This is a genomic window from Methylobacterium sp. Leaf117 (genome assembly GCF_001422985.1).
In the GTDB taxonomy this organism is placed as follows: domain Bacteria; phylum Pseudomonadota; class Alphaproteobacteria; order Rhizobiales; family Beijerinckiaceae; genus Methylobacterium.
On sequence record NZ_LMNL01000012.1, the window covers coordinates 225106 to 237473 of the forward strand.

Genomic DNA, 12368 nt, shown 5'->3' on the forward strand with positions numbered 1-12368 from the left:
CGCACAGCCCCCTTCGGAGTTCACGCCCATGATGCAGGCTGCCAACACCAATGCCGCGGATGCCGGCGGCACCCGTGATTTCGTCACCGTCTTCGTCGGCGAGACGATGTTCGGTCTCGCCATCGACCGGGTCCACGACGTCTTCATCCCGGCCGGTGTCACGCCGGTGCCGCTGTCGCCGCCCGAGATCGTCGGGTTGCTCAACCTGCGCGGCCGCGTGGTCACCGCCCTGTGCCTGCGCCGGCGCCTCAGCATGCCGGCCCGGACCGGCGACGCGGCCCAGATGGCCATCGGCCTGGAACAGGGCGGCGAGACCTTCGCGCTCATCGTGGACGGGGTCGGCGAGGTGCTGAAGCTCGGAGCCGAGACGCATGAGCCGGTCCCGATCAATCTCGATGCCCGCTGGCGCGACCTCACCCTCGGCGTGCACCGCCTCGACGGCCGCCTCCTCGTCATCCTCGACGTCGACGCCCTCCTGGCTTTCGGAACGACCGCCCGCACCGCCGGTGCAGCGTGAGCGCGCAAGGGGAGACTGAACCGATGAAAACCTGCCTCATCGTCGACGACTCCGCCGTCATCCGGAAGGTGGCGCGCCGCATCTTCGAGACCATGAACTTCCAGGTCGGCGAGGCCGAGGACGGCGAGAAGGCGCTCACCGCCTGCACCGAGACGATGCCGGACGCGATCCTACTCGACTGGAACATGCCGACCATGGACGGCTACGATTTCCTGCGGGCGCTGCGGAAATCCCCCGGCGGCGAGAAGCCGAAGGTCCTGTTCTGCACCACCGAGAACGACGTCGGCGCCATCGCGCGCGCGCTCCATGCCGGGGCCGACGAGTACATCATGAAGCCGTTCGACCGCGACATCGTCACGGCGAAGCTGGCCCAGGTCGGGTTCGCCGTCGAGGCCGACGCGGCCTGACGCGGCCCCGGGCCGCGCCACGCGCCCCGTCCGGGACCCTCTTCCCCTCCGACCGATCTTCCGCGTCGCTCAAACCGTGAATTCATGATGGCCGCCACCGCACCGACCTACGCGTCGACCCATCCGGCCCCGCCGCCCCAGACGGGGCAGCGCGTCCGGGTGCTGATCGCAGACGATTCAGCGGTGGTGCGCGGGCTCGTCGCCCGCTGGATCGGGGAGGCCGGCTACGAGGTCGTCGCCACGGCCGCCAACGGTCGCATCGCCCTGGAGGCGATGTCGCGCCACGACCCCGACGTGATCCTTCTCGACATCGACATGCCGGAACTCGACGGCACCCAAGCCCTGCCGCTGCTGCTCGCCAAGAGCCCCGGCGTCCAGGTCATCATGATGTCGACCCTGACGACCCGCAACGCCGACATCTCGCTGCGCTGCCTCGCTCTCGGCGCCGTCGACTACATCCCGAAGCCTGAGAGCAATCGCGGCGTCACCACCTCGGACGCCTTCCGCACCGACCTGATCGAGCGGGTCCGCATCTTCGGCTCCGCCCGCGCTCGCAAGCGCGGCGCCTCCAGCGCGCCGATCCCAATCGCCCACGGCATGCCCGCCCCCGCGCCGGTCTCGGCCCTGCGGCCGACGTCGCCCCTGGTCCTGCGTCCGAAGGCCCGCACCGGCATCGCGCCCCGCGTCCTCCTCATCGGCGCCTCCACCGGCGGCCCGCGCGCCGTCGGCGAGGTGCTGGAGAAAATCGGCACCGCCACCCTGCGCCAGTTCCCCGTCCTCATCGTGCAGCACATGCCGCCGGTCTTCACCGCGGTGTTCGCCGAGCATCTCGGTGTCCGGACCGGCCTGCCGGCGGCGGAGGGCAAGGCCGACGAGCGCCTCCAGCCCGGACGGATCTACGTGGCGCCCGGTGGCCGGCACATGGGCCTCGGCGGCAGTCGTCAGGACGTGACGATCCGCCTGCACGACGGCCCGGTGGTGAATTTCTGCCGCCCGGCCGTCGACGTCCTGTTCCAGGATGCCGCCACGATCTTCGGGGCCTCTGCCCTGGCGGTGGTGCTGACCGGGATGGGCTCGGACGGCACCGGCGGCGCCCGCGCGCTGACCGAGGCCGGCGCCGCGGTGCTGGCCCAGGACGAAGCGACCAGCACCGTCTGGGGTATGCCGGGCAGCATCGCCAAGGCGGGCCTGGCCCAGGCCATCCTGCCGCTGGCGGAGATCGGCCCGGCCTTGCGCAATCTTCTGACGGGGCAGGGCGCATGACCGACGTCGAATTCGATTTCCTGCGCGCCTACCTCAAGACCCGCTCCGGCCTCGCCCTCAGCGGCGAGAAGCGCTACCTCGTCGAGAGTCGCCTCGGCCCGGTCTGCCGCCGGTTCGACATCGCCACCCTGGGCGCGATGGTGTCGGCCCTCAAGAGCAGCCGCGACGTCGCCCTGGAGCGTGCCGTGGTGGAGGCGATGACCACCAACGAGACGTTCTTCTTCCGCGACCGCACGCCCTTCGACCTGTTCCGCGACGTCCTGCTGCCGGAGGCCATGGCCCGGCGCGCCAGCCAGCGCCGCCTGCGGATCTGGTGCGCGGCGGCCTCCACCGGCCAGGAACCCTATTCCCTCGCGATGATGCTGCAGGACGCGGCGCCGCGCCTCGCCGGCTGGACCGTCGACATCATCGGCACCGACCTCTCCACCGAAGTGCTGGAGAAGGCGAAGGCCGGTCTCTACAGCCACTTCGAGGTGCAGCGCGGTCTGCCGGTTCAGTCCCTGATCAAGCATTTCGAGCAGGTCGGCGAGCAGTGGCGCATCTCCGCGTCCCTGCGGCAGATGGTGGATTACCGCCCGCTCAACCTGTTGCAGCCCTTCGACGGCCTCGGCACCTTCGACATCATCTATTGCCGCAACGTGCTGATCTACTTCGATGCGCCGACCAAGGGCGACGTCCTTGCCCGCCTGAGCACCAGCCTGGCCCCGGACGGAGCCCTGCTGCTCGGCGCGGCCGAGACCGTGATCGGACTGACGGAGAAGCTGGTTCCGAACGCCCAGCACCGCGGCCTCTACGTCCAGGCCGGCCGCGCCCCCGCCGCCCGGCCGGCGGCCGGCGGCATCCTGTCCCCTGCGGCCGGGTCTCCCGGCCTCCTGCCACCCGCCGCCCAGACGGGCGCGGCCGCAGCGCCGCCCCTGCGCCGGGTGGTCGGGCTCTAGAACAGCCCGGTTGCCGAAAGCCACGCCCCGCCGGGCCGTCGCTTCGTTCGTCGTGAACCAGAGCCGGATGCGCTGCTTGGACGTTGGACGATTGCGGGCAAGCGTGAATCCGCGCGATGGGGCCAGGCCCCGCGATCCTGTCGACGGCTGAACTGACCGCGCCCCGGAACCACAGCCCCATGATCGCCAGACACGCTGACGTCCGGACACAAAAAAGGCCCCGCTCGCGCGGGGCCGTTTCACCGTCTGGCTCGGGTTCGTCAGACGGCGATGCGCTCTTCGCCCTCGTTGGGCTCGCGCAGCACGTAGCCGCGGCCCCACACCGTCTCGATGTAGTTCTTGCCCGAGGAGGCATTGGCCAGCTTCTTCCGAAGCTTGCAGATGAACACGTCGATGATCTTCAGCTCGGGCTCGTCCATGCCGCCGTAGAGATGGTTAAGGAACATCTCCTTCGTCAGCGTCGTGCCCTTCCGAAGCGAGAGGAGTTCCAGCATCTGGTACTCCTTGCCGGTGAGGTGGACGCGGGACCCGGAGACCTCGACGGTCTTCTGGTCGAGGTTCACGATCAGGTCGCCGGTGGTGATCACCGACTGGGCGTGGCCCTTCGAGCGGCGCACGATGGCGTGGATGCGGGCGACGAGTTCGTCCTTGTGGAACGGCTTCGTCAGGTAGTCGTCGGCGCCGAAGCCGAGGCCCTTCACCTTGTCCTCGATGCCGGCCATGCCAGAGAGGATCAGGATGGGGGTCTTCACCTTGGCGACGCGGAGGTTCCGCAGCACCTCGTAGCCCGACATGTCGGGGAGGTTCAGGTCGAGCAGGATGATGTCGTAATCATACAGCTTGCCGAGGTCGATCCCCTCCTCGCCCAAATCAGTGGTGTAGGTGTTGAAGCTCTCGGACTTGAGCATCAGCTCGATGCTCTGCGCGGTTGCGCTGTCGTCCTCGATCAGAAGTACCCGCATCGTCGGTCCCCAGCCCAGCCGGCCGTCTGCAGCGTACGGGCAAGCCCCCGCTGTTCGTCCACCACCGGCCCGTGGCGGACGCTCCCTCGTCTATGACGTGAAACGCTATTCGTTAATCGTTAACAAACCCTGATTCCCGGACGCAAGCACCCAAATCACCCCAGGTGCCGGCCGCGCCTCGAACCGTTGACGGTCTGTTCTCGAGAGACCGGTCGCGGGTCGGATGCGAAGCCTCTGCAAATCGCCTCAAGTGCCTCGTCCGCAAGGACATGTTGCGCGCTGTCTCTCCGGCGCCACGACGCCGAAACGTCGTGTGGTCCGGAGGGAAATTTTTTAGGTTCCGGCTCAGGGCCGGCAGCCCGCTACAAGCCCGATGCCCACAGTGTTAAGGAGGGAGGTAAATGAATGGTTGAGAGATTCACCGATGACCCAGCCTGACCCTAGCGCCGCACGCTTGCGCCTGGCTGGAGCGCGCGGTGCGCTCGACGGCGTCGAGGTGCTGGAGACCTACGGACGGGTCGTGGCGATTCGGGGCCTGCTCATCGAGGTGGCGGGTCCGGTCGCGGCGATGCGCCTCGGCGGCCGCCTCGACATCGCCGTGGAGAACGGTCTCGGCGCCGTCCCCTGCGAAATCATCGGCTTTCAGGGCGACCGGGCGCTGGCGATGCCGTTCGGCTCCCTCGAGGGCGTCCGGCGCGGCTGCCCCGCCATGGTGCGCGACGAGGCCGCCGGCGCGGTCCGGCCGTCCTCGGCCTGGCTCGGGCGGACCATCGATGCCCTCGGCCGTCCGATCGACGGGCTGGGGCCGTTGCCGCCCGGCCCGGCGATCTATCCCCTGCGCGCCGATCCGCCCCCGGCCCACGCCCGGCGCCGCGTCGGTCCGCCCCTCGATCTCGGCATCCGCTGCATCAACACCTTCCTGACCATGTGCGCCGGCCAGCGCATGGGCATCTTCGCCGGGTCCGGCGTCGGCAAGTCAGTGCTGCTGTCGATGCTCGCCCGCTACACCGCCGCCGACGTGGCGGTGATCGGCCTCGTCGGCGAGCGCGGGCGCGAGGTCCAGGAGTTCCTTCAGGACGATCTCGGCGCCGAGGGCCTGGCCCGGTCGGTCGTGGTGGTCGCCACCTCCGACGAGCCGGCCCTGATGCGCCGCAACGCCGCCTACGTCACCCTGGCGATGGCCGAGTATTTTCGCGATCAGGGCGCGCAGGTGCTGTGCATGATCGATTCGATCACCCGCTTCGCCATGGCCCAGCGCGACATCGGCCTCGCGGCCGGCGAACCGCCCACCGCCAAGGGCTACACCCCCACGGTGTTCAGCGAGTTGCCGCGCCTGCTCGAGCGGGCCGGTCCCGGCACGGGGGAGGGGGCGATCTCGGGCCTGTTCACCGTTCTGGTCGAGGGCGACGACCACAACGAACCGGTGGCCGACGCCGTGCGGGGCATCCTCGACGGGCACATCGTGATGGAGCGCGGCATCGCCGAGCGCGGGCGCTATCCGGCGATCAACGTCCTACGCTCCGTCTCCCGCACCATGCCGCGCGCCTGCGACCCGGAGCACCTGCCGACGGTGCGGCGGGCGCGGCGCCTGCTCTCGACCTATGCCGACATGGAGGAGCTGATCCGGCTCGGGGCCTACCGGGCGGGCGCCTCGCCGGAAGTCGACGAAGCGGTCGCCCTCATGCCCGAAATGGAGGCTTTTCTGGGTCAGGGTAAGGAAGAAGCAACTTCGATCGGCGAGGGTTACCGTCGCCTGGCAGAGATTGTCGGTGCCCCGTAAGGGGTCACCCCGACGTAATCATCCTGAAGCCGGGTCCGGTCGCGCAGTCCCCGCGCGCCGGCAGGCCGAGCGTTGCGTGGAGTGAACCCGTCCATGAAATCCCGTGACACGTTGATCCGGCTGCGACGCTTCCAGGTCGACGAGAAGCGTCGCCGCGTGACGCAGATCGAGATGATGAAGGCGGACTTCACCCGCATGGCGCTGGAGCTCGACCGCGAAGTCGCCCACGAGGAGAGCCGCGCCGGCATCTCCGATCCCGCCCATTTCGCCTACCCGACCTATGCCCGTGCTGCCGCCACGCGCCGGGACAACATGCGCCAATCGGCAGCCGCCCTCGAGGGCCAGCTCGCCGAAGCCAAGGCCGAACTCGGCGAGGCCTTCGAGGACCTCAAGAAGATCGAGATCCTCGATGACCGCGAGCGGACCGCCGAGCGCGCCGCCGAGGCCGCCCGCGATCAGGCCGCCATGGACGGGATCGGCCTCTCGCGCATCCGCGCCTGACCCCCGGTTTCGTGCCGGCCGCAGGCGCGAGCCGGCACGAAACCGTCATGATCCCGTGGGATGAGCCGGTCCTGCCAGGGCCAGACCGAACCTCGCTTGCGATGCGCCGCATCGTCGTGCAGGGAAAGGCCCGAACCAGGGGCGTGTCCGAACCACCATGAAGAAGATCAGCGATTTCATCTGGCCGATTATCGGCCTCGCCGCCGTGATCTGTTCGGGATACCTGCTCTACAAGGAACTGGCCGGCATCTCGATGGCCGAGATCAAGGGCAGCTTCGCGGCGATCCCGACGCATCGCTTCCTCCTCGCCGCCCTCTCGACCCTGGTCGCCTACGCGGCCCTGGCCTGGTACGACCGCATCGCCCTGCTGCATCTCGGCGTGCGCCACATCGGCTGGTTCTTCGTCTCGGTCTGCTCGTTCACCACCTACGCGCTGTCGCACAACATCGGCGCCTCGGTCTTTTCCGGCGCGGTGGTGCGCTATCGCGCCTACACCGCCAAGGGCCTGTCGGCCGCCCAGGTGGCGGTGCTGGTGGCCCTGTGCTCCTTCACCTTCGGCCTCGGCACCATCCTGCTCGGCGGCTTCGTGCTGACGGTCCTGCCCGACACCCTGACCCGCCTGAACGGCTACCTGCCGGCGATCCTGACCGACCCCGCCACCGCCCGCATCCTCGGCGCCGGCCTCCTCGCCTTCGTCGCCCTGTACGTGATCGGCTCGCTGCTGCACCTGAAGCCGCTGACCATCCGCACGTTCAAGCTCGAATATCCGCGTCCCCGCATCATGGTGCGCCAGCTCATCGCCGCTCCGCTGGAGCTGCTGGGTGCGGCCGGCATCATCTACTTCGCGCTGCCCGAGGCCGGCAATCCCGGCTTCCTCGTGGTGCTGGCGGTGTTCCTGGCGTCGTTCTCGGCGGCCCTGGTCTCCAACGCGCCGGGCGGCCTCGGCGTGTTCGAGCTGGTCTTCGTGGTGGCGATGCCCGACATCGCCCGGCCCTCGGTGATCGCCGCGCTCCTGGTCTTCCGCCTGTTCTATTTCTGGCTGCCCTTCCTGATCTCGGTCGTCGTGGTGCTGCTCTACGAGCGCAACCGCCTCGCCTCGGCCCTGCGCAACAAGCCGCACGATTCCGCCGCGCCCGACGCCCCCCTTACCGCCCCGGGCCTCGATGCGAACGCCCTCGAGCGCCGCATGGAGAAGAAGCCGGTCTGATCCGGCTTCGAACACCCCCGTCGCAGCCTTGTCCGGGGCGTGTCGCCGAGCGCCCCGACCGGGGCACCCGGCGGCAGGCCCTTTTCGCTGTCCCGACGGGTGAGGAGGGTCACACCGACCCCACCGTGCGCAGCCGGGCGCGCGGATGGATCTCGGCCTGGCTCATCACCGGCGTTTCGCGCCGGAAGCGCTCGATGATCGAGCGCACGAAGGGCCGGGCCTGGACCGAGGTGACCAGCACCGGCATCTCGCCCATGCGGGCGGCGGTCTCGAAGCGATCGCGCACGGTGTTGACGAATTCGGAGAGCTTGGAAGGCTGCATCGCGAGATAACGCTCGTCGCGCTCGCCCGCGATCGCGTCGAGGAAGGCCTGCTCCCAGGCCGGCGACAGGGTGATGATCGGCAGCATGCCGTCCGGCCCCTGGTATTGGGCGCAGATCTGGCGCCCGAGCCGGGCGCGGACGTGCTCGACGATGTCGCGCGGGTTCTTCACGTGCCCCGCCACCTCGGCGATGCCCTCGATGATCGCCCCGAGATCGCGGATCGAGACCCGCTCGGCCAGAAGGAACTGCAACACGCGCTGGATGCCGGTGGTGCCGATCTGGCTCGGCATGACCTCCTTGAGGAGGTCGGCATGCTCCTTCGAGACCTCGCGCAGCAGCTTCTGGACTTCGACGTGGTTCAGGAGTTCGGAGACGTGGGCCTTGATGATCTCGGTGAGATGGGTCGAGACCACGGTGGCGGCGTCCACCACGGTGTAGCCCTTGAGCTGGGCCTGATCGCGCAGGGAGGCGTCGATCCAGGTGGCGGGCAGACCGAAGGTCGGCTCCAGCATGTGCTGGCCGGGCAGCTGCACCTGCCCACCCATCGGGTCCATCGCCATGAACTGACCGGGGAAGATCTGGCCCGTTCCGGCCTCGATCTCCTTGACGCGGATCACGTAGGCGTTGGCATCGAGCTGGACGTTGTCGAGGATGCGGACCGACGGCATCACGAAGCCGAGTTCGGCCGCGAGCTGCCGGCGCAGGGCCTTGATCTGGTCGGTGAGGCGGTCCTGCCCTTCCGGGCCGTTGACCAGCGCCAGCAGGGCGTAGCCCATCTCCAGCTTGAGGTCGTCGAGCTTGAGGAGGTCGGTGACGGTCTCCTCCTTGGCGGCCTGGGCGGCGGCGACGGCGGAGGCGTCCATCGGCGCCCCGTCGGCGTCGAGGGGCGGCGCCTCGCGGGCGACCTTGGCGAAGTGCCAGGCGGCATAGCCGGAGGCGACGGCCAGGCCGAGGAACGGCAGCATCGGCATGCCGGGCAGGAGCGCGATCAGCACCATGACGCCCGACGACATGCCGAGCGCCTTCGGATAGTTCGCGAGCTGCTTGCCGAGCGCCTTGTCGGCCGAGCCCTTCACGCCGGCCTTCGACACCAGGATGCCGGCCGCCGCCGACACGATGAGGGCCGGAACCTGCGAGGCCAGCCCGTCGCCGATGGTGAGCAGGGTGTAGGTCTTGGCCGCCCCCAGGAACGGCATGCCCTGCTGGGCGACGCCGATGATGATGCCGCCGATGACGTTGATGAAGGTGATGAGCAGCGCCGCGATGGCGTCGCCCCGGACGAACTTCGACGCACCGTCCATGGCACCGAAGAACGAGGATTCCTCCTCGAGGGCGCCGCGCCGGGCCTTGGCCACCTTCTCGTCGATCAGCCCGGCCGAGAGGTCGGCGTCGATGGCCATCTGCTTGCCCGGCATCGCGTCGAGGGTGAAGCGGGCCGCCACCTCGGCGATGCGGCCCGAACCCTTGGTGATGACGACGAAGTTCACGATGATCAGGATCGCGAAGACGATGATCCCGATGACGAAGTTGCCCCCCATCACGAAGTTGCCGAAGGCCTCGATGACGTGGCCGGCCGCCGCCGTGCCTTCGTGGCCGTGCCCGAGGATGAGCCGGGTGGAGGCGAGGTTGAGGGCGAGGCGCAGCAGGGTCGCGACCAGGAGCAGGGTCGGGAAGACCGTGAACTCGAGGGGATTGTCGATGAACAGCCCGGTCATCATGATCAGCACCGAGATGATGATCGAGACCGCCAGCAGGAGGTCGAGCAGGAACGCCGGCAGGGGGAAGATGAGCACCGTGAGGATGCCCATCACGGCGGTGGCGAAGAACAGATCGGTGCGCTTCGAGAGCGCGGTCAGGTTCGCCCGGTTGGGGATCGCGAAGCTCGCGAGATGCCCCAAGCTCCCCCCGAATCCCGCTGCCGGACCCGGCGTGGCGGCCGTCTCGCTCATCGTCACCCTCACGCCCCCAACGATCCGGGGACCAGGCAAGTTTTGCCGGGTTTAGGGTTAGCGAAGCGTTAACACCGGGCCAGACCGACCGTCCTGGGCCGGGATTATGAGGGACTGGAAGCCCTCGAACGCCGAGAAAGGCCGGCGACGGACGCGCCCGGATTCGATGATACCGGGGCGCAGGTGCTTACCCGACGCGCGCAGGCAGGCCTGGCCCGTCTGAAAGCCTCGGCCTCTGGGTCTCAGGCCCGTACCTGTCAGGTCATGTACTTCCGCGTGACCACGGCGCCCGCGAACAGGGCGGCGGCGCCCGCTGCGATCAGGCAGATCATCAGAACGCGACGGGGCTGCTGCGCCGATTCCGGCTTCACCGGCGGGACGATCATGCTGAAGAACTCGATCTGCCGGGCGGCGACGATACGCGCCCGCTCGTTCGAGGCCAGCACCTTGGCGAAGTACTTCTCGGCTTCCATGCGGTCGGCGTCGAAGGCCTCGAACCGGGTGAGGGCATCGGCCAGCACCCGGCGCTGCTCCGGGTCCTCGCTCGCCGACTGGCGCTCGATCCGGGCGATGTTGTCGTCGAGGTCCTTGAGCTGGGCCTTCATGTCCTGGATGCGGCGCGTCTCCGGCGAGAGGTCGCGCTGGCTCTGGATGAGTTGGACGGCCAGGTTGATGCGGGTGGTCCGGAGTTCGCTGATGACCTTGAGATTGCTCTCGTTGGTCTTCTGCGCGTCGAGGACGCCGTCCCGGTTGCGCAGGGCCGCCACTTCGGTCCGGATCTTGGTCATCCGCTCCTCGGCCCGCTTCAGCTCGCGCGAGCTTTCCGCCACGGCATCGTCGCGGGCGCGGCTGCTCAGGGCGTTCACCATGCGCTCGCTCTCGGCCAGGATCGCGTTCGACAGATCGAAGGCTTCCTGCGGATCGAAGGCCGTGACCGTCAGGTTGATGATGCCGGAGCCGGCCTCGATCTTGGCGTGGACCCGCTCGTTCCAGTACTTCACCAGCTTCTCGACCGGCTTTTCCGGGTCGAAGCGGGATAAGTAGTCGATATCGGGCCGCGAGAACATCGCGCGCACCGAATGATGCTTCTCGATAGCCTCGATCATCGGACGGCTGACGATGTAGTTCATCGCGATCAGGCTGTCCTGCGCCACCATCTGGTGGCTCGGGGAACCCGAATTGGTCCCGACCTGATCGGGCGAGGCCTTCTCGACATTGCCGAGCGCCGGCCGGAGGGCGAAGCGCGATTCGATGACGTAGCGATCGGACGCGATGAGCCCGTAATAGACGATGGCGGCCAGGGTCGGGATCACGAAGCAGACCAGGAACAGCACCGGGATGATGGCGTCGGTCTTGACGTGGCTCTGATAGGAGCGAATGCCCTTCTTGCGGTCGGCGAAGCGGGAGACGCGCGCGATCTGCTTGAGGGATTCGGCCACCGCGTTGGACCGGTCGGCCGTGGTGAGCGGTTGTCCCTGCGGGTTGCGGATTTCGATGCTCATGCGCCCCGGTCGTCCCTCTGGGTGGGCGAAGCCACCGCCCCGTCCGTGTCCATTCATCATCGCCGCGGCGAAACCGTGACCGAACCGGCCCGGACGCGGGCTCACGCGTTCAGGCGGCGATAGACTTCGATGGCGTCGTTGATGTCCTCGTAGACGATCGCGCGCCCGTTGATGATGACGATCCCCTGCTGGCACCAGGTGCGCAGGGTGTCCATGCCGTGCGAGACCATGATCACGTCGGCATTCTCGCGCCGGGCCGCGAAGGCCTCCTCGCAGCGCTTCTGGAAACGGGCGTCGCCGACCGCCGTCACCTCGTCGATGAGGTAGCAGTCGAACGGGATCGCCATGCTCATGCCGAAGGCGAGCCGGGAGCCCATGCCCGACGAGTAGGTCTTGATCGGCACGTCGAGATAGCTGCCGAGTTCGGAGAAATCCTCGACGAATTCCAAGACCTTGCGGGGATCCTCGCCGTAGATCCGGGCCACGAAGATGATGTTGTCGCGCCCCGTCATCTGCGGGTGGAAGCCGCCGGCGAAGCCCAGCGGCCAGGACACGCGCCGATTGCGGATGACCCGCCCCTTCGTCGGCATCTCGGTTCCGGCGAGCAGCCGCAGGGAGGTCGACTTGCCGGCGCCGTTGATGCCCAGGATGCCGTAGCTGACCCCCGGTTTCAGGGTGAACGAGACGCGCTCCAGGATCGTGCGGCGGTGCCCGTCCGTCCGGTAGATCTTGGTCACGTTGTCGAAGCGGATCACGGCTGAGGAGGGCTCCCGACGGCGCGGCCGGCCCGATCGCGGGCGCGGACAGCACGTCACCGCGACGGGATCGCCGACAAAAGCGGCGAATCTGAGAAAGGGCACCCCGACCGGGCAGCGCCCCCCGCGCTCGTCCGAGGGAATTCCGAGGTCCCAATTCCAAGATTCTTCGGTCGCGATTCCGAGAAGAATCGACAGCTTTGCCGTTCGGAGGCTTGCACGCCGCGGGTGCGGCTTGTACACGACGCCTCCCGGCGCCCTCGC

At 68.5% G+C, this 12368-nt stretch carries 11 protein-coding genes; 7 read left to right on the forward strand and 4 right to left on the reverse strand.

Annotated features, from left to right (window positions below):
• Positions 1-31: 31 nt before the first annotated feature.
• From ASF57_RS08110 to ASF57_RS08125, 4 genes are all read left to right on the forward strand, one after another.
• On the forward strand, positions 32-517 hold the full coding sequence (locus ASF57_RS08110) for a chemotaxis protein CheW (protein WP_056190412.1): 486 nt from the start codon (positions 32-34) through the stop codon (positions 515-517).
• A gap of 23 nt (positions 518-540) precedes the next feature.
• Complete coding sequence (locus tag ASF57_RS08115; RefSeq protein ID WP_056481788.1) at positions 541-924, forward strand: response regulator; 384 nt, start codon at positions 541-543, stop codon at positions 922-924.
• Between the two features lie 84 nt (positions 925-1008).
• Positions 1009-2187, forward strand: coding sequence for a chemotaxis response regulator protein-glutamate methylesterase (locus ASF57_RS08120; protein ID WP_082503766.1), 1179 nt, complete (start codon positions 1009-1011; stop codon positions 2185-2187).
• The gene (locus ASF57_RS08125) at positions 2184-3125 is read left to right on the forward strand and encodes a protein-glutamate O-methyltransferase CheR (protein ID WP_082503767.1); all 942 of its coding nucleotides are present in this window, start codon (positions 2184-2186) and stop codon (positions 3123-3125) included. Before ASF57_RS08120 ends, ASF57_RS08125 begins: the two co-directional genes overlap by 4 nt.
• Before the next feature lie 260 nt (positions 3126-3385).
• Here ASF57_RS08125 and ASF57_RS08130 read toward each other — a convergent pair whose 3' ends face one another.
• Positions 3386-4087: a response regulator transcription factor CtrA gene (locus ASF57_RS08130; protein WP_019903129.1), complete on the reverse strand. Its 702-nt coding sequence runs from the start codon at positions 4085-4087 to the stop codon at positions 3386-3388.
• A gap of 424 nt (positions 4088-4511) precedes the next feature.
• Between ASF57_RS08130 and fliI the strand changes: the two genes are divergently transcribed.
• The 3 genes from fliI (at position 4512) to ASF57_RS08145 (ending at position 7575) form a co-directional block, all read left to right on the forward strand.
• On the forward strand, positions 4512-5867 hold the full coding sequence (fliI, locus tag ASF57_RS08135) for a flagellar protein export ATPase FliI (RefSeq protein ID WP_056481791.1): 1356 nt from the start codon (positions 4512-4514) through the stop codon (positions 5865-5867).
• A 93-nt stretch (positions 5868-5960) separates the two neighbouring features.
• Positions 5961-6368, forward strand: a complete 408-nt coding sequence (gene fliJ / locus ASF57_RS08140) for a flagellar export protein FliJ (RefSeq protein WP_056190161.1) — start codon at positions 5961-5963, stop codon at positions 6366-6368.
• 157 nt (positions 6369-6525) lie between these two features.
• A complete protein-coding gene (locus ASF57_RS08145) occupies positions 6526-7575 on the forward strand; it encodes a lysylphosphatidylglycerol synthase domain-containing protein (RefSeq protein ID WP_056481794.1) in 1050 nt (349 codons plus the stop codon).
• 109 nt (positions 7576-7684) lie between these two features.
• On the opposite strand, the gene flhA is transcribed toward ASF57_RS08145, so the two are convergent.
• The 3 genes from flhA to ASF57_RS08160 all read right to left on the reverse strand — a co-directional run bounded on the left by flhA (position 7685) and on the right by ASF57_RS08160 (position 12104).
• The gene (gene flhA / locus ASF57_RS08150) at positions 7685-9847 is read right to left on the reverse strand and encodes a flagellar biosynthesis protein FlhA (protein WP_056481797.1); all 2163 of its coding nucleotides are present in this window, start codon (positions 9845-9847) and stop codon (positions 7685-7687) included.
• Positions 9848-10104: 257 nt separating this feature from the next.
• Positions 10105-11349, reverse strand: a complete 1245-nt coding sequence (locus ASF57_RS08155; RefSeq protein ID WP_056481800.1) for a hypothetical protein — start codon at positions 11347-11349, stop codon at positions 10105-10107.
• 101 nt (positions 11350-11450) lie between these two features.
• Complete coding sequence (locus ASF57_RS08160) at positions 11451-12104, reverse strand: ABC transporter ATP-binding protein (RefSeq protein WP_056190152.1); 654 nt, start codon at positions 12102-12104, stop codon at positions 11451-11453.
• Positions 12105-12368: the final 264 nt, after the last annotated feature.

Coding starts and splice junctions, on each gene's coding strand:
- ASF57_RS08110 (WP_056190412.1), top strand. CDS start 32: ATGCAGGCTGCCAACACCAATGCCGCGGATGCCGGCGGCACCCGTGAT.
- ASF57_RS08115 (WP_056481788.1), top strand. CDS start 541: ATGAAAACCTGCCTCATCGTCGACGACTCCGCCGTCATCCGGAAGGTG.
- fliI (WP_056481791.1), top strand. CDS start 4,512: ATGACCCAGCCTGACCCTAGCGCCGCACGCTTGCGCCTGGCTGGAGCG.
- fliJ (WP_056190161.1), top strand. CDS start 5,961: ATGAAATCCCGTGACACGTTGATCCGGCTGCGACGCTTCCAGGTCGAC.
- ASF57_RS08145 (WP_056481794.1), top strand. CDS start 6,526: ATGAAGAAGATCAGCGATTTCATCTGGCCGATTATCGGCCTCGCCGCC.
- ASF57_RS08155 (WP_056481800.1), bottom strand. CDS start 11,349: ATGAGCATCGAAATCCGCAACCCGCAGGGACAACCGCTCACCACGGCC.
- ASF57_RS08130 (WP_019903129.1), bottom strand. CDS start 4,087: ATGCGGGTACTTCTGATCGAGGACGACAGCGCAACCGCGCAGAGCATC.
- ASF57_RS08125 (WP_082503767.1), top strand. CDS start 2,184: ATGACCGACGTCGAATTCGATTTCCTGCGCGCCTACCTCAAGACCCGC.
- flhA (WP_056481797.1), bottom strand. CDS start 9,847: ATGAGCGAGACGGCCGCCACGCCGGGTCCGGCAGCGGGATTCGGGGGG.
- ASF57_RS08120 (WP_082503766.1), top strand. CDS start 1,009: ATGATGGCCGCCACCGCACCGACCTACGCGTCGACCCATCCGGCCCCG.